General features: G+C 60.0%; 20 protein-coding genes. 10 read left to right on the top strand and 10 right to left on the bottom strand.

Annotated elements, in window-relative coordinates; genetic code table 11:
* Positions 1-144: 144 nt before the first annotated feature.
* Entirely contained in the window at positions 145-378 is a 234-nt protein-coding gene (locus FW764_RS11095; protein WP_053255041.1) for a hypothetical protein, read from the top strand.
* A 122-nt stretch (positions 379-500) separates the two neighbouring features.
* On the opposite strand, the gene sulA is transcribed toward FW764_RS11095, so the two are convergent.
* Together sulA and lexA are read right to left on the bottom strand one after the other, a co-directional pair.
* On the bottom strand, positions 501-974 hold the full coding sequence (gene sulA, locus FW764_RS11100; protein ID WP_446433975.1) for an SOS-induced cell division inhibitor SulA: 474 nt from the start codon (positions 972-974) through the stop codon (positions 501-503).
* 10 nt (positions 975-984) lie between these two features.
* On the bottom strand, positions 985-1593 hold the full coding sequence (gene lexA, locus FW764_RS11105; RefSeq protein ID WP_003172575.1) for a transcriptional repressor LexA: 609 nt from the start codon (positions 1591-1593) through the stop codon (positions 985-987).
* 263 nt (positions 1594-1856) lie between these two features.
* On the opposite strand from lexA, the gene FW764_RS11110 reads away from it, so the two are divergent.
* Positions 1857-2564: a TetR family transcriptional regulator gene (locus FW764_RS11110; RefSeq protein WP_446433976.1), complete on the top strand. Its 708-nt coding sequence runs from the start codon at positions 1857-1859 to the stop codon at positions 2562-2564.
* 143 nt (positions 2565-2707) lie between these two features.
* On the top strand, positions 2708-3718 hold the full coding sequence (gene nagZ / locus FW764_RS11115; protein ID WP_446433977.1) for a beta-N-acetylhexosaminidase: 1011 nt from the start codon (positions 2708-2710) through the stop codon (positions 3716-3718).
* Between the two features lie 110 nt (positions 3719-3828).
* On the opposite strand, the gene FW764_RS11120 is transcribed toward nagZ, so the two are convergent.
* Genes FW764_RS11120 through mfd form a run of 3 tightly spaced genes read right to left on the bottom strand, consistent with a single transcriptional unit; the run spans position 3829 to position 10559 of the window.
* Positions 3829-6519, bottom strand: coding sequence for a DEAD/DEAH box helicase (locus FW764_RS11120; protein ID WP_446433978.1), 2691 nt, complete (start codon positions 6517-6519; stop codon positions 3829-3831).
* Positions 6520-6528: 9 nt separating this feature from the next.
* The gene (locus FW764_RS11125) at positions 6529-7098 is read right to left on the bottom strand and encodes a CsiV family protein (protein WP_446433979.1); all 570 of its coding nucleotides are present in this window, start codon (positions 7096-7098) and stop codon (positions 6529-6531) included.
* A gap of 11 nt (positions 7099-7109) precedes the next feature.
* The gene (mfd, locus tag FW764_RS11130) at positions 7110-10559 is read right to left on the bottom strand and encodes a transcription-repair coupling factor (RefSeq protein ID WP_446433980.1); all 3450 of its coding nucleotides are present in this window, start codon (positions 10557-10559) and stop codon (positions 7110-7112) included.
* Between the two features lie 340 nt (positions 10560-10899).
* Between mfd and FW764_RS11135 the strand changes: the two genes are divergently transcribed.
* Complete coding sequence (locus tag FW764_RS11135; protein WP_446433981.1) at positions 10900-12363, top strand: glyceraldehyde-3-phosphate dehydrogenase; 1464 nt, start codon at positions 10900-10902, stop codon at positions 12361-12363.
* Positions 12364-12536: 173 nt separating this feature from the next.
* On the opposite strand, the gene tcuC is transcribed toward FW764_RS11135, so the two are convergent.
* Positions 12537-13835, bottom strand: coding sequence for a tricarballylate/proton symporter TcuC (gene tcuC / locus FW764_RS11140; protein ID WP_446433982.1), 1299 nt, complete (start codon positions 13833-13835; stop codon positions 12537-12539).
* A gap of 195 nt (positions 13836-14030) precedes the next feature.
* Entirely contained in the window at positions 14031-14573 is a 543-nt protein-coding gene (locus FW764_RS11145) for a chalcone isomerase family protein (protein WP_446433983.1), read from the bottom strand.
* Positions 14574-14807: 234 nt separating this feature from the next.
* Here FW764_RS11145 and sthA point away from each other — a divergent pair, with 234 nt between their 5' ends.
* Positions 14808-16202 carry a Si-specific NAD(P)(+) transhydrogenase gene (gene sthA / locus FW764_RS11150; protein WP_083359549.1) on the top strand — a complete coding sequence of 465 codons (1395 nt, stop codon included), beginning with the start codon at positions 14808-14810 and terminating at the stop codon, positions 16200-16202.
* 42 nt (positions 16203-16244) lie between these two features.
* Here the strand turns inward: sthA and FW764_RS11155 are convergent, their stop codons facing one another.
* Together FW764_RS11155 and FW764_RS11160 are read right to left on the bottom strand one after the other, a co-directional pair.
* Positions 16245-16967, bottom strand: a complete 723-nt coding sequence (locus FW764_RS11155; RefSeq protein WP_446433984.1) for a glycerophosphodiester phosphodiesterase — start codon at positions 16965-16967, stop codon at positions 16245-16247.
* Between the two features lie 44 nt (positions 16968-17011).
* On the bottom strand, positions 17012-17596 hold the full coding sequence (locus tag FW764_RS11160) for a PilZ domain-containing protein (protein WP_446433985.1): 585 nt from the start codon (positions 17594-17596) through the stop codon (positions 17012-17014).
* Positions 17597-17690: 94 nt separating this feature from the next.
* Here FW764_RS11160 and FW764_RS11165 point away from each other — a divergent pair, with 94 nt between their 5' ends.
* The 5 genes from FW764_RS11165 to queF all read left to right on the top strand — a co-directional run bounded on the left by FW764_RS11165 (position 17691) and on the right by queF (position 22462).
* Positions 17691-18941 (top strand): lipoprotein-releasing ABC transporter permease subunit, encoded by a 1251-nt coding sequence (locus tag FW764_RS11165; protein WP_446433986.1) that lies wholly within the window; start codon positions 17691-17693, stop codon positions 18939-18941.
* Positions 18942-18948: 7 nt separating this feature from the next.
* Complete coding sequence (lolD, locus tag FW764_RS11170; protein ID WP_165447631.1) at positions 18949-19632, top strand: lipoprotein-releasing ABC transporter ATP-binding protein LolD; 684 nt, start codon at positions 18949-18951, stop codon at positions 19630-19632.
* A 60-nt stretch (positions 19633-19692) separates the two neighbouring features.
* Positions 19693-20937: a lipoprotein-releasing ABC transporter permease subunit gene (locus tag FW764_RS11175; protein ID WP_446433987.1), complete on the top strand. Its 1245-nt coding sequence runs from the start codon at positions 19693-19695 to the stop codon at positions 20935-20937.
* 106 nt (positions 20938-21043) lie between these two features.
* Entirely contained in the window at positions 21044-21565 is a 522-nt protein-coding gene (gene copI / locus FW764_RS11180; RefSeq protein ID WP_446433988.1) for a copper-resistant cuproprotein CopI, read from the top strand.
* 66 nt (positions 21566-21631) lie between these two features.
* Entirely contained in the window at positions 21632-22462 is an 831-nt protein-coding gene (gene queF, locus FW764_RS11185) for an NADPH-dependent 7-cyano-7-deazaguanine reductase QueF (protein ID WP_446433989.1), read from the top strand.
* A gap of 74 nt (positions 22463-22536) precedes the next feature.
* Here the strand turns inward: queF and FW764_RS11190 are convergent, their stop codons facing one another.
* Positions 22537-22803, bottom strand: coding sequence for a DUF4404 family protein (locus FW764_RS11190; protein ID WP_094953082.1), 267 nt, complete (start codon positions 22801-22803; stop codon positions 22537-22539).
* Positions 22804-22911: the final 108 nt, after the last annotated feature.

Genomic DNA, 22911 nt, shown 5'->3' on the forward strand with positions numbered 1-22911 from the left:
CGCAGCCAGGCCAGCCCCCACATGGGTCTCCGGCTTTTTTCAGAAGGCACCATTCATCAAGCCGTAAAGAAACCTGTTCAGATCCTCACCGAGGCTGACTGGATGACTGATATAATCCCGGCCTTTCGTGGAGAACAGACTTTTATGCCAACGTCCTTTCTGGAAATTGTAGAGTTGCCTGACGGCCGAATCGAGCTGCGCCGGGCTGAGGACGAGGGTTCTCTGGTTATTTTGGATTTTTCCGAAGACGCAAAAGCGTTCCTACAGGGCCAGCACGTGGAAGTGGCCAAAGCCATGTTGAGCGTTGGTGTGCAGATGGCGGGTCGCCTGGCAGAAGGCGAGCCGGAGAAGGATGACGGGCCGCGGGTTCTTCACTGATTTCTTTCGCTAAGCGCGCTTTTTTGTGAGCGTGCTTGCTGTGGCAACCCCGCTTGCCACACAAGCCCAGTGGCAACAGCAAGTCCAATTGCCACAGAAGGCACTCTGCCAAATCGGCAGTATTATCCCAAACGAATATTCAAACTCTGCGCATCGCCCGTACGCGCAGCGCTGATCAGCTGTTGCTTGGCCGCAGCATTCAGCGGGTTCAACCAGCTCACCACCGTATGGCTGCGCCCCAGGCGCAAGGCTTCGCAGGTCAGTTGCTGGGCGCTTTGAGTGCCGCGTGGTTGCAGCAGCAGGATGCGCTCGCGGTTGAGGCCGGCGTCCCGCAGCCAGGCCTGGGTCAGGCTGGCGGGCGGGGCGATCAGCGTCAGCCAGCGCGCGTCCTGCTCCTCGCTGAGTTCGCGAAGGATCGGCGCCAGCAGGCTCAGGCAGCTCCCGGCTGCACCGCGCAACGACAGTTCACTGAATGCCTCGGGTTCGGAGCCCCAAGGGGCCTCGACCGTTTCCTTGAGGATGGGCGCAAGGGGTTGGGCCATAAAGGCCTCGAACAGCGACAGTTGTGTGTGTTGTGGGGTGTGCACGAGCTGCATGGTGCCTCCTTTAGCGGCGAATGACGCCAACGCTCAAGCCTTCGATCACCAGGTCCTGATCTTTCAGGTTCACCTCAATCGGCGCGAATTCAGGGTTCTCGGCCAGTAGCCAAACCTTGCTGCCTTCGCGCTTGAAGCGTTTTACGGTGACTTCATCGCCGATACGCGCGACGACGATCTGGCCATTACGGGCTTCACGCGTTGTATGGACGGCCAGCAGGTCACCGTCGAAAATGCCCACGTCCTTCATGCTCATGCCGTGTACGCGCAACAGGTAGTCGGCACGCGGATGGAAGAAGGTCGGGTTGATGTTGCAGGATTCCTCGACGTGCTGCTGCGCCAGGATCGGCGCACCAGCGGCGACGCGACCGATGATTGGCAGGGTCGATTCGTCGGCCTTGGCTTCGAAGCCAGGGATGCGAATACCGCGTGAAGCACCCGGGGTCATTTCGATCGCGCCTTTGCGAGCGAGGGCCTTGAGGTGTTCTTCGGCGGCGTTGGGGGATTTGAACCCCAGTTCCAGCGCAATTTCCGCTCGTGTCGGCGGGTAGCCGTTGTCATCGAGGCAGCGCTTGATAAAAGCCAGAATCTCAGCTTGGCGTGGCGTCAGTTTTAGCATGTTGATCGCTCTGTCTTTTTATACAGTGACTGGGATTATATACAGTGAACTGCGCTTGGCAATCATCCTTTTCGAGCGCTCCGCTGGACGGTCATTCGTCATCCGTTCTGTAAGACAGAGACAGCGCTGCCTACAGAGCAGGAAGGATGTGATTAAATAGCCATGAAATAGATGACTGCCCGGCCGGAAAACGGACTCACAGGCTTGACAAGACACAACCTGAAACGTATGTTTCAAACAAGTGTTTGTCAGGCGGAGTAGCCATGGCCCAGTCGGAAACCGTTGAACGCATTCTCGATGCTGCCGAGCAATTGTTCGCGGAAAAAGGATTTGCTGAAACTTCATTGCGGCTGATCACCAGCAAGGCTGGGGTCAACCTCGCCGCCGTGAATTACCATTTCGGCTCGAAAAAAGCCCTGATCCAGGCGGTGTTCTCGCGCTTTTTGGGGCCGTTCTGCGCCAGCCTCGACCGTGAGCTGGAGCGCCGCCAGACCAAGCCTGAACACAAGCCAAGCCTGGAAGACCTGCTGGAAATCCTGGTTGAGCAAGCGCTGGTGGTTCAACCGCGCAGCGGCAATGATCTGTCGATTTTCATGCGCCTCCTGGGCCTGGCCTTCAGCCAGAGCCAGGGCCACCTGCGACGTTACCTGGAGGACATGTACGGCAAGGTGTTCCGTCGCTACATGTTGTTGGTTAACGAAGCTGCGCCGCGTATACCACCGATCGAGTTGTTCTGGCGCGTGCACTTCATGCTCGGTGCCGCTGCGTTCAGCATGTCCGGGATCAAAGCCTTGCGCGCGATTGCCGAGACCGATTTCGGCGTCAATACCTCAATAGAACAGGTGATGCGCCTGATGGTGCCGTTCCTCGCCGCCGGCATGCGCGCCGAAACCGGTGTGACCGACCAGGCCATGGCTGCTGCGCAAATGCGCCCGCGCAGCAAATCCACGCCGTCCACCGCCAAGGCATGATCGCCCGGGTGTGCGCGGCCGCTTGCATCCGCTAAGCTAACCGCCATGCCGATTTCAGCTATTTACTCGCAACCCGTTGTGCTCACTGCGCTTATCGCGCCACGTGAGGGCAACGGGTTGTGTGCGTTATTTAAGGAAGGTTTATGACTGCTGCCCTGCAAGGTTCTTTAATGGTCGACGTTGCCGGTACTTGGCTGACGGCCGAGGATCGCCACCTGTTGCGTCAGCCTGAAGTGGGCGGCTTGATCATTTTCGCGCGCAACATCGAACACCCTCGCCAAGTGCGCGAGTTGAGCGCGGCGATTCGTGCCGTACGCCCCGACGTGCTGCTGGCCGTCGACCAGGAAGGCGGTCGCGTGCAACGCCTGCGCCAAGGCTTTGTGCGCCTGCCGGCCATGCGCGCGTTAGCAGATAACCCGAATGCCGAATACCTGGCCGAGCAGTGTGGCTGGATCATGGCCACGGAAGTGCTGGCGGTTGGCCTCGACCTGAGCTTTGCCCCAGTGCTGGACCTCGATTACCAGCGCAGCGCCGTGGTCGGCTCCCGCTCGTTCGAAGGCGACCCCGAGCGCGCCGCCGTGCTCGCCGGTGCCTTCATTCGCGGCATGAACAGCGCCGGCATGGCCGCCACCGGTAAACACTTCCCGGGCCACGGCTGGGCTGAGGCCGATTCCCACGTCGCGATTCCCAATGACGAACGCAGCCTGGAACAGATTCGCGCCAATGATTTGGTGCCGTTCGCACGCCTGAGCAAGCAGTTGGCGGCCGTGATGCCTGCTCACGTGATCTACCCACAGGTTGACGCCCAGCCTGCCGGTTTCTCGCGTCGCTGGTTGCAGGATATTTTGCGTGGTGAGTTGCAGTTCGATGGGGTTATTTTCAGTGATGACCTGTCCATGGCCGGGGCGCATGTGGTCGGTGATGCGGCCAGCCGGATCGAAGCGGCGCTGACCGCCGGCTGCGAAATGGGCTTGGTGTGCAACGATCGTGCGGCTGCTGAGCTGGCGCTGACTGCGGCGCAGCGCATGAAAGTTACGCCTTCGGCGCGGATGGCGCGGATGCGTGGGCAGGCGATTGCCTCTATGGACTATAAGCAGGACCCGCGTTGGTTGGTGGCGCTCACAGCGTTGCGGGATGCTCAGTTGATCGACTGATAACCGTGGTGCGCCCTTCGCGAGCAAGCCCGCTCCCACATTCGACCGCATTCCAAAAGGATGTACGCGATTAAATGTGTGCGGGCTTGCTCGCGAAGGCGGTCTGTCAGTCAGCGCTTCTCTTGCTTGTGGGGCAACGGCGCAAACAACGCCTCGATATCCTCGTTGCCCAGCTGCCAGTCCCCCGTCTTGCGTCCGTCCAGTACACCTGCCGCCAAGTCGGACTTTTCCTTCTGCAGGTGTTGGATTTTCTCCTCCACCGTGCCCCGCGCAATCATCTTGTACACAAACACCGGCTTCTCCTGACCGATGCGATACGCACGGTCAGTCGCCTGGTTCTCCGTGGCCGGGTTCCACCAAGGGTCGTAGTGGATGACGGTGTCGGCTTCGGTCAGGTTCAAGCCCACGCCGCCAGCCTTCAAGCTGATCAGAAAAATCTGCAGCTTGCCGCTCTGGAAATCCTTCACCGGTGTGCGCCGGTCACGGGTCTGGCCGGTCAGCAGTGCGTACGCCACGCCACGCTTTTTCAGTTCGGCTTCGATCAGACTCAGCATCGAGGTGAACTGGGAGAACAGCAGAATCCGGCGCCCTTCGGCAAACAGCTCTTCGAGCATTTGCATCAGGCTGTCGAGCTTGCCCGAGCTGCTGCCGCGGGCGGGCAGGGTGGCATCGTTAACCAGGCGCAGGTCACAGCACACCTGGCGCAGTTTGAGCAGTGCTTCAAGAATGATGATCTGGCTGCGCGCCACGCCCTTGCGGGTGATCTCGTCGCGCACCTTCTTGTCCATGGCCAGACGCATGGTTTCGTACACGTCCCGCTGCGCCTCGTTGAGGTCGACCCAATGGATGATTTCGGTTTTGGGCGGCAATTCCGTGGCCACTTGTTCCTTGGTGCGGCGCAGCAGGAAAGGTTTGATCCGACCGTTAAGGTGCTGCAATCGCACATCACTGGCGCGCTTTTCGATGGGCACGCGGTAATCGCGGTTGAAGCTTTTCACGTCGCCCAGCCAGCCTGGCAGTAGGAAGTGGAACAGCGACCACAGCTCGCCCAGGTGGTTTTCCAGTGGTGTACCGCTCAGGCACAGGCGCTGACGTGCATTCAGCTCGCGCGCGGCCTGGGCGGCCTTGCTGTTGGGGTTCTTGATGTACTGCGCCTCATCGAGGATCAGCACGTGCAAGGGCAGGGCGGCGAGTTGTTCGATGTCTTTGGGCAGCAGCGCGTAGGTGGTCAGCAGCAGGTCATAGTTCTGCAAGCTCTGGAAATGTTTCTTACGCGTTGCGCCATACAGCGCCAGCACTTTGAGTTGCGGCGTAAAGTGCGCTGCTTCGTCGAGCCAGTTGGGGATCAGGCTGGTGGGCATGACCACCATGCACGGCCGATCCAAGCGCCCGGCGATTTTCTCACTGAGAATATGCGCCAGGGTCTGCAAGGTTTTTCCCAGTCCCATGTCATCCGCAAGAATTCCGCCCACGTCGAGTTGGCGCAGCGACTGCATCCAACTCAGGCCTTCGAGCTGATACGGGCGTAAGGTCGCGTTCAAGCCTTCGGGCGCGACGCAGGTGAAGTCCTTGATGTCGCGCAGGCGTTGGGCGAAGTTGCGGATCTTGTCACCGCCTTCCCATTGCAGTGGCAAGTCTTCCAGCGGGTTGAGGCGAATCGCATCGGCCTTGGCCAGGCGCAATGTGATGTTGCCGGGTTCCTGCAAGTAAAACTCACCAAGGGTGGCCAGCACCGGTTTCAAGCGCCCATAAGGCAGCGCCACTTGCAACGGGCCGTGACCGTTCGGCAGGCCAGGGATGTTCACCAGAATCAGCTCGTCATCGCGGCGCCGGGCGAGTTTCTCCGGGTTGAGGATCTCGGTGTGCGAACGCATCAGGTTGAGCAGGATCGGCAACAGGCTCAGCCGCTCGCCGTTGACTATGATGCCCAACTCCAAGTCAAACCAATCGCGCTCCGGGCCTTCATCAACGGTGGCGTACCAGTCATCAACGGCGCTCAAGTCGAAGCCGAAATCTTCATCGATCTGCAGCTCCCAGCCCTCGGCGCGCAAGGTTGGCGATGCGTTGAGGGTGAAGTTCAGCCAGGCGCTGTCATTGACCATCTCGAACAATTCGCCAGCACTCTCCGGCAGCGCCTTGCTCTGGCGCGTGGCGATCTTGAAGCCGAGCAGGCGCAGTTGCTCACGATACGGTTGCTCCAGCTCCGGGTGGCGCTTGATGCGCAGGCTCTGGGTCTCCTGGCGCACGACGATGTCGGCGTTCTTTTGTCCGCTGACATAGTTGCCCAAGTAATTGAACGACAGCGCTGCGCGGTGCTGGATGTAGCGCTGCATTTTGCCATTGCGCGGTTCAAACGCGCTGAACTCGACACTCGCCAGCCACAGGCGCGGCACCGGTCGCACATCCTCCATCACCACCTGCGGCAGCACCACGCGGTTATCCAGCACGGCCTGGAGTTTTTCCAGCAGCTCGGCATCCTGGGCGGCCGCCGGGTAGGCCAGGGTTTCCTGGACCTTGAGCAGCACCGCCGCGATGTGTTTGCAGTTGGTGTGCACCGGGCACGTGCAGCGGCTGTCCACCAGAATCAGCATGCCTTTGGCCGATTCGCGCAGCGAGATGGTCTGCCGGTAAACGTTACCGCCCGAGCCTTCGCAACTGGCAATGATGGTGCTGTCGCCGGACTCGACGATGCGCACGCGGTTTTCCAGGGCGTAGCGCCGCCCGCGCTCAAGGCTTTGCTCTTTAAAACGGTTGGCCCACGAAGGGGCCAGGGGTTTGGTCAACGACGACGTCAGGGGCATGGCGCTGGATCAGTCCTGAATGTCGGGCGGTGGTGCACTGGGTGGTTTGGCGGTCAGCGAAGTGATCTTGATCAGCAGCGCCAAGTGGCCGCCGTCCAAGTAGTTGAGCTGGTTGTTCTTGGTGCGCACGTCTTGCTGGCTCAGGTGTTCGCTGGCAATCACGCTACCGTTGGCGTCGAACTGGTTGATCCAGAAATCCGCGTCGATATCGGTAAAGCGCCCCAGTTGCAGGTTCAGCGTGCCTTCGATGGGGAACTGGCCAAATTGCTCGGTGCCATCGCTGATCGCCAGCTTTACCGGTTGGTCGCCCAGGTTCTGGTCCCAGGCGCGGTGCAGCAGCACGGTGTAGCTGTTGTCGGCACTGAGTTTGTCGACGATGTTGCCCAGCCGCGGCGGGCTCATTTTGTCCGCCGGTAGCCGTGATGCCCCGGCGTCCCAGTTTTCCGGTGCGGCGCGGCTATTGATCACAGGCTCAGCGTTCTGGCGCACCAGGATCATTTCCACCAGGTACGGGCTGTCGGCAAACGCCGAAGGAGCAACGACCACCAACAACAAGCTCAAAATGCGGAACAGGCGCATTGGGGCGTCCTTCAAGCAGATTTCGGGATGAGGCGCTCAAACAGCGCCTCTAATGTATTAAAGCGTTCTTCAGCACGTTCCATCGGCACCATGAATTTGAATAGCGTAGCCCCTTCGAACTTGTAACGGTTGGGCTGGCCCTGAATCAGCTTGATCAGCACCAATGGATCCACCGGCGTTTGCGCTTCAAACTCGATACGCCCGCCTTGCGGCCCAGCGTCGACTTTCTTGATGCCCAACTGCTCGGCCTGCAATTTGAGCAGGGTCAGGCGCACCAGGTTCTTGGTCGGCTCCGGCAACAAGCCGAAGCGGTCGATCATCTCCACTTGCAAGTCCTTGAGGCCGTCTTCGTCGGTGGCCGAGGCAATGCGCTTGTACAGGATCAGCCGCGCGTGCACGTCCGGCAGGTAGTCTTCGGGAATCAACGCCGGCAAGCGCAGGTTGATTTCCGGGCCGCCACCCAAGGGTTGATCAAGGTTCGGTTGTTCGCCTTTGCGGATAGCTTTTACCGCGCGCTCGAGCATCTCCATATACAGGGTGAAACCCACCGCTTGGATCTGCCCGCTCTGGCCGTCGCCGAGCAGTTCACCAGCGCCACGGATTTCCAGGTCGTTGGTGGCCAATACGAAACCGGCACCCAGGTCCTGGGTGTTGGCGATAGCTTCCAGGCGTTTTTCGGCGTCGCCGGTAACTTGCTGGCGCGGCGGCGTCAGCAAGTAGGCATAGGCTTGGTGGTGACTACGCCCAACCCGGCCGCGCAATTGGTGCAGCTGCGCGAGGCCGAACTTGTCGGCACGCTCGATGATGATGGTGTTGGCGCTCGGCACATCGATACCGGTCTCGATGATGGTCGAGGCGATCAGTACGTTGAAGCGCTTGTGGTAAAAGTCGCTCATTACCTGTTCGAGTTCGCGCTCGCGCATCTGCCCGTGGCCGATGGCGATGCGTGCTTCCGGCACTAGTTCGGCGAGGTCGGCGGCGCATTTCTCGATGGTCTTCACGTCGTTGTGCAGGTAGTACACCTGACCGCCGCGCAGCAGTTCACGCAACAGCGCTTCCTTGACCGTACTTTTGTTCTGCTCCATCACGAAGGTGCGCACCGACAGGCGCCGCGCCGGCGGCGTGGCGATGATCGACAGGTCACGCATGCCTGACACGGCCATGTTCAACGTGCGCGGAATTGGCGTGGCGGTAAGGGTAAGAATGTCGACTTCGCTGCGCAGGTTTTTCAGCTGTTCTTTCTGGCGCACACCGAAGCGGTGTTCTTCGTCGATAATCACCAACCCGAGGTTTTTGATCTTCACATCGTCCGACAGTAGCTTGTGGGTGCCGATCACGATGTCGATCTTGCCTTCGGCCAAGTCGGCGACGGCGGCATTCACTTCCTTGGCAGATTTGAAGCGGCTCATCACTTCCACGCTCACCGGCCAGTCGGCGAAGCGGTCGCGGAAGCTGTTGTAATGCTGTTGGGCGAGCAGGGTGGTCGGCACCAGAATCGCCACCTGCTTGCCGCCATGCACGGCAATAAAGGCGGCGCGCATGGCCACTTCGGTCTTGCCGAAGCCCACGTCGCCGCACACCAGGCGGTCCATCGGCTTGGGCGCGAGCATGTCGGCGCGCACCGCTTCGATGGTGGTTTGCTGATCCGGGGTCTCTTCAAAGGCGAAGCCGGCGCTGAAGGTGGCGTAGTCGGCTTTCGGGTCGGCGAAGGCGTAACCCTCGCGGGCAGCGCGGCGTGCATAGATGTCGAGCAATTCGGCGGCGACGTCGCGCACCTGTTCGGCGGCCTTGCGTTTGGCCTTCTGCCAAGTCTCGGAGCCCAGTCGGTGCAATGGCGCCAGGGCGTCGTCGCTGCCGGTGTAGCGCGCGATCAGGTGTAGGCTGGCCACCGGCACATAGAGCTTGGCGCCTTCGGCGTATTCCATGGTGAGGAATTCGGCGGCCTGGTTGTCAATCTCCAGGGTCTGCAGGCCCAGGTAGCGGCCCACGCCGTGGTCGATATGAACCACCGGCGCGCCTTCGCGCAGCTCGGTCAGGTTTTTGATGACCGCGTCGTTGTTGGCGTCCGCGCGTTTTTCACGGCGACGGCGCTGCATCACGCGCTGGCCGAACAGCGGGCTCTCGGCGATCAACGCCAGGGCCGGATCATCCAGCAACAAGCCTTCATCCAGCGGCGCAATGGTGATCGCCAGGCGCTCTTTGCTGGCGACGAAATCCGGCCAGCTGTCGACGGTTTTCGGGCGCAGCTTCAGGCGTTCCAGCAACTCCAGTAGCACTTCGCGGCGGCCAGCGGATTCGGCGGTAAACAGTACGCGGCCGGGGAAATCACCCAGGAAGTTGGACAACGCCTCCAGCGGTTGCGTGGCTTTGGCCTGAATCGCCAAATCCGGCAGCGTGCCTGCCGGGAAGCGTTCGCGGCCGCTGCCGGCGTCGACGTCCTGTTGGCTGGCGACTACGCGTGGCCAATTTTTCAGGCGGGCGAAGCAGTCTTCCACCGGCAGGAACAGCTCGGCAGGCGGCAATAAAGGTCTGGACGGATCAACGCGGCGCTCTTCATAGCGATTACGCACGTCGCTCCAGAAGTTTTCCGCGGCTTGCTCGATACCCGGCAGCGAGAACACTTGGGTGTCCTGAGGCAGGTAGTCGAACAGCGTGGAGGTTTCGTCGAAGAACAGCGGCAGGTAGTACTCGATACCGGCTGGTGTAATCCCGCTGCTCAAGTCTTGAAAGATCGGGCAGCGGCGGAAGTCCACGTCGAAGCGTTCGCGAAAGCGTGCCTTGAAGCGTGTGACCGCGTCTTTTTGCAACGGGAATTCCCGCGCTGGCAGCAGCTTGATCGAGTCCACTTTATCAATGGAGCGTTGGTTGTCTGGGTCGAAGGTGCGCAGCGTTTCGATTTCGTCATCGAACAAGTCGATGCGGTACGGCAGTTTGCTGCCCATCGGGAACAGGTCGATCAACGCGCCGCGCACGGCGAACTCGCCGTGTTCATACACCGTGTCGACGCAGCGGTAGCCACTGGCCTCAAGACGCGTGCGCATCTGCTCCACGTCGAGCTTCTGGCCGACATCCAGCACCAGGCTGCTGCCCAGCAGGAACTTGGTCGGCGCCAGGCGATGCAGGGCTGTGGTGATCGGCACCACGAGCACGCCGTGGGCCAGTTCCGGCAAGCGGTACAGGCTGGCGATGCGCTGGGAAATGATGTCCTGGTGCGGCGAGAACAGGTCGTAGGGCAGGGTTTCCCAGTCGGGAAAGTGCAGCACTGGCAAATCCGGGGCGAAGAAGCTCAGCTCCTGCTCCAGCCGCTCGGCGCTTTGGCTGTCGGCGGTGAGCAGCAGGGTAAAGCGCTTGGCTGCGCTGGCAGCCTCGGCAATGGCCAGGCTCAGGGCGGCACCGGGCAGGTTGCCCCAGTGCTGTTTACCTGCCGCGGCAGGGAGAAGCGGTAGACGCAGAACAGGCACGGAAGGTTGAGCTCCAAGCGTTGCGACAAAGTCGGTAATTGTAACGGCCCGAGGTGCCGCCTGTCAGTTGCTGACTGTGCCTATTACGGTTTGTGGGAAATGTAGTGGCTAAGACAAACAATGGTGGGTTTTGACTCAATATGTAGTGCCAATTCGCGCGTATGTTTCGGAGAGTTACGGACAAGTGAGCGTCGCTGCACAACTGGTGGCCTTCTGGAACCCGCGTATTTACTGGGCTGCAGCGCGGTGTGTTTTTTTCGCAAGCACTTTTTGTTGCCTGGTGCGCATTGCTCCGAGGCGGGGCGAGCGGCATAATGTAGCCCCTTTTTTCTGCCCCTACATGTGGAAGGTTCCCGTGACTCAGAAGCCCGACCAGTGTCTTGGTGAATGGATCGACCGTGAAGCGCTCGCTGAAGCGATGATTCCGCTTATCGGTCAGCTGTACCGCAATAACAATGTGGTGAGCTCGATCTATGGCCGCAGCCTGATCAACCAGTCTGTCATCGCGATTCTCAAAGCCCACCGCTTTGCGCGTCACCGTTCCGCCGACGACAGCGAACTCTCCGTCCACGAAACATTCCCGCTGCTTAAAGCCATGAGCGAGCTCAAGCTCGGCGCGGCCTCGGTAGACCTGGGCAAGTTGGCTTACAAATTCCGCAAAGAAGGTGCCGGCCGCAGCGCCGAGCAGTTCGTGCGTGAAGAAATGGCCGAGGTGGTTGGCCAGCAAAACGCAGCCGCCCGCAAAGGCACTGACGTTGTGCTGTACGGCTTTGGTCGTATCGGCCGCCTGCTGGCGCGCATCCTGATCGAAAAAACCGGTGGCGGCGACGGCCTGCGCCTGCGTGCCATCGTCGTGCGCAAAGGCGCCGAAAACGACCTGACCAAACGCGCCAGCCTGCTGCGCCGCGACTCGGTACACGGTCCGTTCAACGGCACCATCGTCATCGACGAAGAAAACAACACCATCACCGCCAACGGTAACCTGATCCAGGTGATCTACGCGAAGAACCCGTCCGAGGTGGATTACACCCAGTACGGCATCAAGGACGCTCTGCTGGTGGACAACACCGGCGTATGGCGTGATGCCGAGGGCCTGGGCCAGCACTTGGCTTGCCCAGGTATCGACCGTGTTGTCCTGACTGCGCCTGGCAAGGGCAAGCTGAAGAATATCGTTCACGGTATCAACCACACTGAAATCACGGCTGACGACAAGATCGTGTCCGCTGCGTCCTGCACCACCAACGCCATCGTGCCGGTGCTCAAGGCGGTGAATGACAAGTTCGGTATCGTTAACGGCCACGTCGAAACGGTTCACTCGTACACCAACGACCAGAACCTGATCGACAACTTCCACAAAGGCGATCGCCGTGGCCGTAGCGCCGCGCTGAACATGGTGATCACCGAGACCGGTGCTGCCACTGCTGCTGCCAAGGCCCTGCCTGAGCTGGCTGGCAAGCTGACCGGTAACGCGATCCGTGTTCCGACGCCAAACGTGTCGATGGCCATTCTCAACCTGAACCTTGAGAAAGCCGCCACCCGTGAAGAGATGAACGAGTACCTGCGCTACATGGCGCTGCACTCCGATCTGCATAAGCAAATCGACTTCGTTAACTCGCAGGAAGTGGTGTCCACCGACTTCGTCGGCTCGCGCCACGCAGGCGTGGTGGATGCTGAGGCGACCATTACCCAGGACAACCGCGTTGTGCTGTACGTGTGGTATGACAACGAGTTCGGTTACAGCTGCCAAGTGGTTCGCGTGATGGAAGACATGGCCGGGGTTAACCCGCCAGCATTCCCGCGCTAAGCCTTTGCGGTCAATGAAAAAGCCCCGACTGGTTCGGGGCTTTTTTATTGCTGCGGGTTTTGTAGTGGTTGAAAGGGCCTCTTCGTGAGCACGCCCGCTCCCACATTCGACCGCGTTTCTTCAGGCTATACGCGGCTAAATGTGGGAGCGGGCTTGCTCGCGAAGGCGATTTATCAGGCGCCACCCACCATCGAAGCCTGCGCCGTGCGCAGCTCATGCCGATTGCCCTTGAACAAGATCAAAGTCGCAATCAACCCCAACACCGCCGCCCCACTGAGCCAAATCCCCGGCGCCGCCTTGTTATCCAGCACATGGATCAGGTAGGTACAGGCCGCCGGCGTGAAGCCACCGAACGTTGCGGTCGCCAGGCTGTAGGCGAGGGAGAACCCGGTGGTACGCACTTCGACCGGCATGATCTCGGTCAGCGCCACCACCATCGCACCGTTGTACGAGCCGTACAGGAACGACAGCCACAACAACACAATCAGCAAGTGGTTGAAGCTCGGGTTGGCGACCAGCCACGACAGCGCGGGGTAAGCCGTGAGGATCGCCAGAATCGTCGCGCCCAGCAGCAGCGGTTTGCGCCCGATCTTGTCGGACACCGCGCCCATCACCGGCAGCCAGATGAAGTTGGAGATGCCCACGCACACCGTCACCAGCAGCGCATCGAAATCGGAGAGGTGCAATTCGGCCTTGCCAAAGGTCGGGGTGTAGGCGGTGATCAGGTAAAACGACACGGTGGTCATTACCACCAGGGCCATACCCGCGATAACGATGCCAAAGTTCTGACCGATCGAACGGACGATTTCCTGCAGGGTAGGGCGGTGTTTACGCGCTTGGAACTCAGGAGTTTCCTCCAGCGAGCGGCGAATCACGAAAATCACCGGCACGATCAGGCAGCCGATCAGGAACGGCACGCGCCAGCCCCAATCACCCATCTCTTCCGGGCTGAGCCAGTGGTTGAGGCCCACACCCAGCAAGCCGGCGAACACCACGGCGGCTTGCTGACTGGCGGACTGCCAACTGACGAAAAAGCCCTTGCGGCCGGGTGTGGCAATTTCTGCCAGGTACACCGACACACCGCCCAGCTCGACGCCGGCAGAGAAACCCTGAAGCAGTCGACCGAGCAGCACGATCAGCGGCGCGGCCACGCCCAAGGTGGCATAGCCGGGCACGCAGGCGATGAGGATGGTGCCGGCGGCCATCAAGGCCAAGGTGATCACCAGGCCTTTCTTGCGGCCGTGGCGGTCGATGTAGGCACCGAGGAAGATTGCGCCCAGTGGCCGCATCAGGAACCCGGCGCCGAAGGTCGCCAGGGACAGCATCAACGAGGCAAACGCGCTGTCGCTGGGAAAGAAGGTTTTGGCAATGGCCGTGGCATAGAAGCCATAGACCATGAAGTCAAACATCTCTAGGAAGTTGCCGCTGACAACGCGAAAAATCGCTTTGCCCTTGCCCGTGGTAGTGGACATGTCATGCACTCATTTTGGCTATCTTATTGGTGATCCTTGGTCATCATTCGTCCTTGCTGCAGTTTTGTAACAATATGTGTATTGGTCACTACCCGCAACAGAAACCGGTAGCAAGCTGACTCAATGCCGCAAGAGCTGATGGCAATGAAAGCCTAAGTGGGGGCGGGCTTGCTCGCTCCCACAGGGGATTCGTGTTTAATTCAGTAGGCTTTTGCGCAGGCTGTCCGACAGGCCCTTCGGCGCCAACCAGATGCCCAGATAGGCTTTCGCCAATTCATCATCGCGACTGCTGAACACCACCTGCTCGTTGATCTCCAGGTTCAACCCGCGCCCGGGGCGAAAGTCGAGGGCATAACGATCGCCGCTGCGAATGTTTCGAAAGCTGGCATGCAGTTGATCCAGTTCGGGTTTCAAGCGGGCCAGGGTGGCGCTGCTTTGCTGACGCTGCAGTGCAGTGGTGGCGGCCTTGATCACATCGTTACGGTCGATGTCGCGAAAGTAATACAGCGCCAGGCGCAGATTCTTTTGTTGGTCCCAAGACTGTTTTGCGCTGATGTCAGCTGGTGCATACAGTGCTGCGGCGTAAACATCGGCCCACAGATAGACCAGCACGGCCTGATTTTTCAGCGCCAGTTCATGCGATTGCGCAGGGAAACCAGCCTGCCTGAGGCGGCCAGCCTCGCTGGCTTGCACTGCAACCGAAAAAATCAGCATTAAACAGAAAACGACATACCGCATAATGGCTCGTCCTGCGAAGGTGCGTGTCAGCAGTGTAATGCCAGTTTCCTGTTCCTGTAGTTAAGGCAAGGCTGGCCTACGACGCGACCAAGGGTTAATGTTCGCGGCGTTGAGCCTTATATAGACTGTGCCCCGGCTCACACACTTGAGCCAAATTGTCCTTCATGCCCGCTGGCCGCGGCATGATTTAGCCAGGCGTCTAACCGTACGTCTGGCCTGTTCTGAGGAGTACGCATGGCTGTCTACAACTACGACGTGGTGGTACTGGGTTCCGGCCCGGCTGGAGAAGGTGCGGCGATGAACGCCGCCAAAGCTGGGCGCAAGGTGGCGATGGTCGATAGCCGTCGCCAGGTCGGCGGTAACTGCACCCACCTGGGTACCATCCCGTCCAAGGCCTTGCGTCACTCGGTGCGCCAGATCATGCAGTTCAACACCAACCCGATGTTCCGGGCCATTGGTGAGCCGCGCTGGTTCTCGTTCCCGGACGTATTAAAAAGCGCCGAAAAAGTTATCTCCAAGCAAGTGGCGTCGCGCACCGGTTACTACGCCCGTAACCGTGTCGACCTGTTCTTCGGCACTGGCAGCTTTGCCGATGAGCAAACCGTCGAAGTGGTCTGCGCCAACGGCGTGGTCGAAAAGCTGGTGGCCAAGCACATCATCATCGCCACCGGTTCGCGCCCGTATCGCCCGGCGGATATCGATTTCCACCACCCGCGTATCTACGATAGCGACACCATCCTCAGCCTGGGCCACACCCCGCGCAAACTGATCATCTACGGCGCTGGCGTAATTGGCTGTGAATACGCCTCGATCTTCAGCGGCCTGGGTGTACTGGTAGAGCTGGTGGATAACCGCGACCAGTTGCTGAGCTTCCTCGACTCGGAAATTTCCCAGGCGTTGAGTTACCACTTCAGCAATAACAACATCACCGTACGCCACAATGAAGAGTACGAGCGGGTCGAAGGCCTGGACAACGGTGTGATCCTGCACCTCAAGTCTGGCAAGAAGATCAAGGCCGACGCCTTGCTGTGGTGCAACGGCCGTACCGGCAACACCGACAAGCTGGGCATGGAAAACGTCGGGGTCAAGGTCAACAGCCGTGGCCAGATCGAAGTGGACGAGAATTACCGCACGTGCGTGACCAACATCTATGGCGCCGGTGACGTGATCGGCTGGCCAAGCCTGGCGAGTGCCGCGCATGACCAAGGCCGTTCGGCGGCCGGCAGCATTGTCGACAACGGCAGTTGGCGTTATGTGAACGACGTGCCGACCGGTATCTACACGATTCCCGAGATCAGCTCGATCGGCAAGAACGAGCACGAACTGACCAAGGCCAAGGTGCCTTATGAAGTCGGCAAGGCGTTCTTCAAGAGCATGGCGCGTGCGCAGATCGCTGGCGAGCCGCAAGGCATGCTGAAGATCCTGTTCCACCGCGAAACCCTGGAAGTGCTCGGCGTGCATTGCTTCGGCTACCAGGCTTCGGAGATCGTGCACATCGGCCAGGCCATCATGAACCAGCCAGGTGAGCAAAATACCCTGAAGTATTTTGTGAACACCACGTTCAACTACCCGACTATGGCCGAAGCCTATCGGGTAGCGGCCTACGATGGCCTCAACCGGCTTTTTTGAGCGGCTCCGGCCGGTGGCCTGAGCCGGCCGGGGAGACCGATTTCAGTAATTCTCGAGCGTGGCAGTGGCCAAACCGGGAAAGTCTGTAATCAGGCTATCTACGCCGAAGTCGGCGAGCCTGCGCATCAACGCAGGTTCGTTGACTGTCCACACCGACACGTGCAAACCCTGGCGCTGGGCTTTTTCCAGACGCTCGGGGGTGCACAACGTCCAGTTCAACGCCAAGTATTCACAGCCGTAGTTTCGCGCGACCTTCAACGGGTCGAGCCAGGCGTATTCGGCCACCAGGCCGCGTGACAGGTCCGGGGTGAGTTCAACCGCCGCCTTCAGCACTTCCCGCGAGCTTGAGGTCACGGTGACCTTGTCCATCAGTCCGAAACGTACGGCCATCTCACGAATGGCCAGCACGGTAGTCGCAGCGCGGGTGCGCGAGGCGCTTTTGACTTCCAACTGCCAGTGGTCGAAGTCGCATTTCTCGAACAATTCTTCCAGGCGTGGGATCGGGCATGGCTGAACCCAGCCCGGGCCGCCTTTGCGCGCGTCCATCTTCACCAAGTCTGCCGCCGAATACTCGACGACTTTTCCACGCCGATCGGCGGTGCGCTTGAGGGTCGGGTCGTGGATCACCATCAACTCGCCGTCCATGGACAGGTGCAAATCCAATTCGCAGCGGCGTACACCGTGCTTGAGGCATTCCTGAAAGCTGGTCAGGGTGTTTTCCGGTGCTTCGCCTTTGGCACCGCGGTGGCCGTAAATCAGGGTCACAGTTGCTCCTTTGCGCCAGATAGCCCGGCGGGGTCATACGAGATTCAAGTGTCCTGGGCGTCGCTTTGTTCGCGTGCCAGGCGTCGTTCCTGGGCTTGTTTCTGCAGAATGTAGCGCGCCAGCAGCTGGCGCTGGGTGTCGGTCATGGATTCGAACTCCGTGCCCACGTCAAAGCCATCGCCCTTGGGGGCGCAATGGGTGACGCGGGCTCGCAGCAACAGGCCGAGCGCTTGGGGCATTAATACCAGCTTGACCGCCAGGTGCGTATCGGGCGTCAGGGGCGTGGGGTGCTTGAAGTCGATACCACCTTCGGAAATGATCACCGGCTGCGGTGCGCCCACCTCATCCAGCAGGCCGCGCGCCATGATCTGGCTGAGCAGGTCCACACGTTTGTTCTGGACTTTGAGGAAGGCGGCCAGGCTGCGATCTTTCTCGTTGATCTGGCGCAGCAGGTGCTGGGCTTCGAATTCGCTGAGGTGTAATTCGCTGAGCAGGTTGAATAGCGGCGAATCATCCAGCAACACTTCCTTGCTCGCCGCTTCCGGGGCAGACAGTGTGCTGATTTGAAGTGCGATCATGTCGTCGATACGGTAGTATTCGCGGCGTTCTTCTTCATCTAATGTCGACATGGCGAACCCAAAGTAGCGGTAATGGTCAGAGTGTAAAGCTGCTTACCTGACCCCGCCACCGGGACGTCTTCTTTTCCTCCGAACAAGCCCCGACATGTTCAGACCTCTCTTCGTATTTATCGGCACGCGTTATACCCGTGCAAAGCGTCGCAATCATTTTGTGTCGTTCATTTCCCTGACCTCGATGATCGGGCTCGCCTTGGGCGTAGTCGTGATGATCGTGGTGCTGTCGGTGATGAACGGCTTCGATCATGAGATGCGCACGCGCGTGCTGGGCATGGTGCCCCACGCGACCATTGAGGGCGATTCGCCCATCAGCGACTGGCCTAGCCTGGCCGACAAGGTCAAGCAGAACCCCAAGGTGGTGGCCGTTGCGCCGTTTACCCAGATGCAGGGGTTGCTGACCAACGACGGCAAGGTGCAGAAAATCCTGCTCAATGGCATCGATCCGGCTCAGGAACGTAACGTGTCGATCATCGACAAGTTCATGTTGCAGGGCAAACTCGACGAGTTGGCGCCCGGAAGCTTCGGCATCGTGATCGGTGACAAGGCCGCGGCCAAGCTCGGCGTGGGCATCGGCGACAAGCTGACCTTCGTCGCCCCGGAAGTCACCGTGACCCCGGCCGGCATGTTCCCGCGCATGAAGCGCTTCATCGTGGTCGGCACTTTCCACGTCGGCGCCGGCGAGATCGACGGCTACCTTGGCTTGACCAACCTCACCGACCTCGCGCGCCTGCATCGCTGGAAGCCGGATCAGGTGCAGGGCCTGCGCCTGAAGTTCAACGACCTGTTCGACGCACCGCGCGGCGCCTGGGAAATCGCCCAGCATTTGGGTGAATCCCAGTACTACGCCCGCGACTGGACTCGCACCCACGGCAACCTCTACCAGGCCATCCGCATGGAAAAAGCCATGATTGGCCTGTTGCTGCTGCTGATCGTGGCCGTGGCGGCGTTCAACATCATCTCCACCTTGGTGATGGTGGTGAACGACAAGAAGGGCGACATCGCCATCCTGCGCACCCTTGGCGCCACGCCGGGGCAGATCATGGCGATCTTCATGGTGCAGGGCACCGTGATCGGCGTGGTCGGCACCCTGATCGGCACTGCGGTCGGCATCCTCGCCGCGCTGAACGTCAGCGCTGCCATCGCCGCGCTGGAAAAAGTCCTCGGCCACAAGTTTCTCAACGCCGACGTCTACTTCATCGACTATTTGCCGTCCCAGGTTCAGGCCCAGGACGTGCTGATGGTGGGCGGCGCTGCGTTGGTTCTGAGTTTCCTTGCCACCCTGTATCCAGCCTGGCGCGCGGCACGTACCCAGCCAGCACAGGCCTTACGTTATGAGTGAATCGGGCATGAGTGAAAAAGCAATCCTGAGCTGCCGCAATCTGGGCAAATCCTACGAGGAAGGTCCGGAATCGGTGGTGGTGTTGTCCAACCTGCAGCTTGAGCTGCACCCGGGCGAGCGCGTGGCGATCGTCGGCAGTTCCGGTTCCGGCAAAAGTACCTTGCTCAACCTATTGGGTGGCCTGGATACGCCGTCCCAGGGCAGCGTATGGCTGGCCGGCGAAGAACTCTCGGCCCTCGGTGAGAAGGCGCGCGGCCAACTGCGCAACCGTTCGTTGGGCTTTGTGTACCAGTTTCACCACCTGCTGGCGGAATTCACCGCGCTGGAAAACGTGTGCATGCCGCTGTTGATCGGCAAGACCGCGATCCCGCAAGCGCGCCAGCGTGCCAAAGCCCTATTGGAGCGTGTCGGCCTCGGTCATCGCCTGGAGCACAAGCCCGCTGAGCTGTCCGGCGGCGAGCGCCAGCGTGTGGCAATTGCCCGCGCCTTGGTGAACAACCCTGGGTTGGTGATGCTCGATGAGCCAACCGGCAACCTCGACGCCCACACCGCCCAGGGTATCAAGGACTTGATGCTGGAACTGAGCACCCAGATGCGCACAGCGTTCCTGGTGGTGACCCATGACATGAGCATGGCCCGCCAGATGGACCGTGTGCTGCACCTGCAAGAAGGTCACTTGGTCGCCATCTGACCCGTTTCAAGCCCGGCGCCTGGCGCTGGGCTTTTTCATTTTTTTAAACGGTGCCCGCGAATGTTCAGACCGTTATCGATTTTCATCGGCACGCGCTATACCCGCGCCAAGCGCCGCAACCGTTTTGTCTCGTTTATCTCGATGACCTCGATGATCGGCCTCGCCCTCGGCGTGCTGGCGATGATCGTGGTGCTGTCGGTGATGAACGGCTTCCAGCGCGAAATGAGCACGCGGATTCTCGGCATGGTGCCCCACGCGACCATCGTTGGCGTGAACCCGATTGATGACTGGCAGCCCGTGGCCGCTGCGGCGATGAAGAACCCGGAAGTCACCGCCGCTGTACCGTTCACACAGATGGACGGCATGTTCTCCTACAAGGGTGCGATGCAGCCGATCGAAATCAGCGGCGTCGACCCGGCCCAGGAAGGCAAGGTCTCGATCGTGGCCCAGCACATCGTGCGCGGTAAACTGGAAGACCTGAAGGCCGGCGAGTTCGGCGTGGTCATCGGCGATATCACCGCACGGCGCTTTCGCCTGAATGTGGGCGACAAGCTCACCCTGATCGTCCCGGAAATCAGCAGCGCGCCGGGCGGCATCACCCCGCGTATGCAGCGCTTGAACGTGGTCGGTATCTTCAAGGTCGGCGCCGAGCTGGATGGCTCCATGGCCTTGATCAACATGGCCGACGCCGCCGAAATACAGCATTGGCAGCCGAACCAGGTGCAAAGCGTGCGCCTGGCGGTGAAAGACCTGTATGCGGCGCCCAAAGTCTCGGCGGACATCGCCGCCAGCCTCGGTGCGGCCTACAAGCCCGATGACTGGACCCACACTCAGGGCAGCCTGTTCAGCGCCATGAAGATGGAAAAGACCATGATCGGTCTGTTGCTGCTGATGATCGTCGCCGTTGCCGCGTTCAACATCATCGCCACCTTGATTATGGTGGTGAATGACAAAGGCGCGGACATCGCGATCTTGCGTACCATCGGCGCAACGCCACGCCAGATCATGGCGATCTTCATGGTGCAGGGCACGGTGATTGGTATTGTCGGCACCTTGATCGGCGGCGTGTTGGGTGTGATTGCGGCGCTCAACGTGAGTGAGCTGGTGGGCTGGCTGGAGCGCGTGAGCGGGCAGCATATCTTCAGTTCGGATGTGTACTTCGTCAGCAACCTGCCTTCGGAGCTGCAAGGCGGCGATGTGCTGCTGATTTGCACGGCTGGGTTTGTGTTGAGCTTTTTGGCGACTGTTTACCCGGCGTATCGGGCGGCGAAGATTGAGCCGGCGCATGCACTCAGGTATTCCTGACGTGCTCGTTCCCACGTTCAGCGTTGTAATCTAGCAGTAAGTTGGCTGGTAGCGGCGCCATCTTAGAGTGCTGGCGAAGCTGTTCACACACGTTTGGAGAATTGAGATGGCGTTGCGTACACCTCAGATATTGGCGGGCGGTCTGTTGGCATTGAGTTTTGCTGCTGTGGCTGACACGGCCCACACCTTCGCCTTTGGCCAGCCGGCGGCTGCCGACAAAGCCACGCGCACCGTGGAAGTGGTGCTGCAGGATATTTCCTTTTCGCCCAAGTCGATCGACGTAAAAGCCGGTGATACCGTGCGCTTTGTACTGGTCAACAGAGGCCAGTTGCTCCACGAATTCAACCTGGGCGACGCGGCGATGCATGCCGAACACCAGAAGGAAATGTTAAAGATGCAGGCCAGTGGCATGCTCACGGCCACCGGCCTGGGCAAGATGGACCACAGCACTATGGGCCACGGCGACATGAGTGGCATGAAACATGACGATCCCAACAGCGTGTTGGTCGAGCCCGGCCAGACTGCAGAGCTGACCTGGACCTTCACCAAAGCCACGGGCCTGGAGTTTGCCTGCAACCTCCCTGGGCATTATCAGGCCGGTATGGTCGGCAAGCTGACCGTTGAGTGAGGCGTTTCTTAAGGGTGCGAGCAAAGGCTGGTAGACTGGCGCGGTTTATTTAGCCAGGTTTCCGCCATGCATCCCGCAGCCGAACATTCGCCGCTGGGCAAGTCCAGTGAATACATCAGCACCTACACCCCATCGTTGTTGTTCCCGATCCCTCGCGCCGCCAAGTGGGCCGAGCTGGGCCTGAGTGCCGAAACACTGCCGTATAAAGGCGTGGATTTCTGGAACTGCTTCGAATTGTCCTGGCTGCTGCCGTCGGGCAAGCCGGTGGTGGCCATCGGTGAATTCAGCATCCCGGCCGACTCGCCGAACATCATCGAGTCCAAGTCCTTCAAGCTCTACCTCAACTCGTTGAACCAGACCGCGTTTGCCGATACGGCCAGCCTGGAAGCGACCTTGCGCACCGACCTTAGCGCCGCCGCCGGCAAGCCGGTGAGCGTGCGCATCCGCCGTCTGGCCGAGGTTGAAGCCGAAGGTGTGCAGGCGCTGCCAGGCGTATGCATTGACGAGTTGGACATCAGCGTCAGCAACTACGAGCACCCGCGCCCGGAACTGCTGCGCTGCGATGACTCGCGCATTGTCGAGGAGAGCGTGCACAGCCACTTGCTCAAATCCAACTGCCCGGTCACCAGTCAGCCCGATTGGGGCAGCGTGGCGGTGCAATACCGTGGTTCGGCGCTGGACCACGCCAGCCTGCTGGAATACCTGGTGAGCTTTCGCCAGCACTCCGACTTCCATGAACAGTGTGTGGAACGGATTTTTCTCGACCTGCAGCGCTTGCTAAAGCCGCAGAAACTGACGGTGTATGCGCGCTATGTGCGCCGGGGTGGGTTGGATATCAACCCGTACCGCAGCACGGAAGATGTGCAGTTCCAAAACCTGCGACTGGCCCGTCAGTAGCCTTCACACAAAAAAATGTGGGAGCAGGCAAGCCCGCTCCCACATTTTGGTTCTGCGTTTGGCTTGAGCTTGGGTTAGATCCCGATATTGCCCAAGGTGATCACGATATTGCGCAGCGTCCCCGCAATACCTGGGTGATCCAGTTCGAAGCCTTCCACCGCGCGATTCACATCGTCAGCGATACTCGGGGATTGGGTGGCGGGTTCCAACTCAAGTTGCACTTCAAACTTCGCAATCAATTCTTCCAGCGCCTCACGCTTTTCGGGTGGCAGTGGTGGCTCCTGGTTCAATTGCTCGCGCAGGATGGTGACCTGTTCTTGCAGTTTTTCGCGGGCAGGCATGGCGTTCTTCCTTTTATCGATAGGCACTGGCATAGACCGCGGCACGTCGCGAAAGGTCTACGGACTGACCTGTAGATTAATCCACCGGCGCCCTCAGTGCATGATCTC

The organism is Pseudomonas sp. 1152_12 (genome assembly GCF_052850675.1).

Coding starts and splice junctions, on each gene's coding strand:
- queF (WP_446433989.1), top strand. CDS start 21,632: ATGCATCCCGCAGCCGAACATTCGCCGCTGGGCAAGTCCAGTGAATAC.
- copI (WP_446433988.1), top strand. CDS start 21,044: ATGGCGTTGCGTACACCTCAGATATTGGCGGGCGGTCTGTTGGCATTG.
- FW764_RS11145 (WP_446433983.1), bottom strand. CDS start 14,573: ATGCGGTATGTCGTTTTCTGTTTAATGCTGATTTTTTCGGTTGCAGTG.
- sulA (WP_446433975.1), bottom strand. CDS start 974: ATGCAGCTCGTGCACACCCCACAACACACACAACTGTCGCTGTTCGAG.
- FW764_RS11095 (WP_053255041.1), top strand. CDS start 145: ATGCCAACGTCCTTTCTGGAAATTGTAGAGTTGCCTGACGGCCGAATC.
- lolD (WP_165447631.1), top strand. CDS start 18,949: ATGAGTGAAAAAGCAATCCTGAGCTGCCGCAATCTGGGCAAATCCTAC.
- FW764_RS11175 (WP_446433987.1), top strand. CDS start 19,693: ATGTTCAGACCGTTATCGATTTTCATCGGCACGCGCTATACCCGCGCC.
- FW764_RS11120 (WP_446433978.1), bottom strand. CDS start 6,519: ATGCCCCTGACGTCGTCGTTGACCAAACCCCTGGCCCCTTCGTGGGCC.
- lexA (WP_003172575.1), bottom strand. CDS start 1,593: ATGCTAAAACTGACGCCACGCCAAGCTGAGATTCTGGCTTTTATCAAG.
- nagZ (WP_446433977.1), top strand. CDS start 2,708: ATGACTGCTGCCCTGCAAGGTTCTTTAATGGTCGACGTTGCCGGTACT.
- tcuC (WP_446433982.1), bottom strand. CDS start 13,835: ATGTCCACTACCACGGGCAAGGGCAAAGCGATTTTTCGCGTTGTCAGC.
- FW764_RS11110 (WP_446433976.1), top strand. CDS start 1,857: ATGGCCCAGTCGGAAACCGTTGAACGCATTCTCGATGCTGCCGAGCAA.
- FW764_RS11125 (WP_446433979.1), bottom strand. CDS start 7,098: ATGCGCCTGTTCCGCATTTTGAGCTTGTTGTTGGTGGTCGTTGCTCCT.
- FW764_RS11160 (WP_446433985.1), bottom strand. CDS start 17,596: ATGTCGACATTAGATGAAGAAGAACGCCGCGAATACTACCGTATCGAC.
- FW764_RS11165 (WP_446433986.1), top strand. CDS start 17,691: ATGTTCAGACCTCTCTTCGTATTTATCGGCACGCGTTATACCCGTGCA.
- FW764_RS11135 (WP_446433981.1), top strand. CDS start 10,900: ATGTGGAAGGTTCCCGTGACTCAGAAGCCCGACCAGTGTCTTGGTGAA.
- sthA (WP_083359549.1), top strand. CDS start 14,808: ATGGCTGTCTACAACTACGACGTGGTGGTACTGGGTTCCGGCCCGGCT.
- FW764_RS11190 (WP_094953082.1), bottom strand. CDS start 22,803: ATGCCTGCCCGCGAAAAACTGCAAGAACAGGTCACCATCCTGCGCGAG.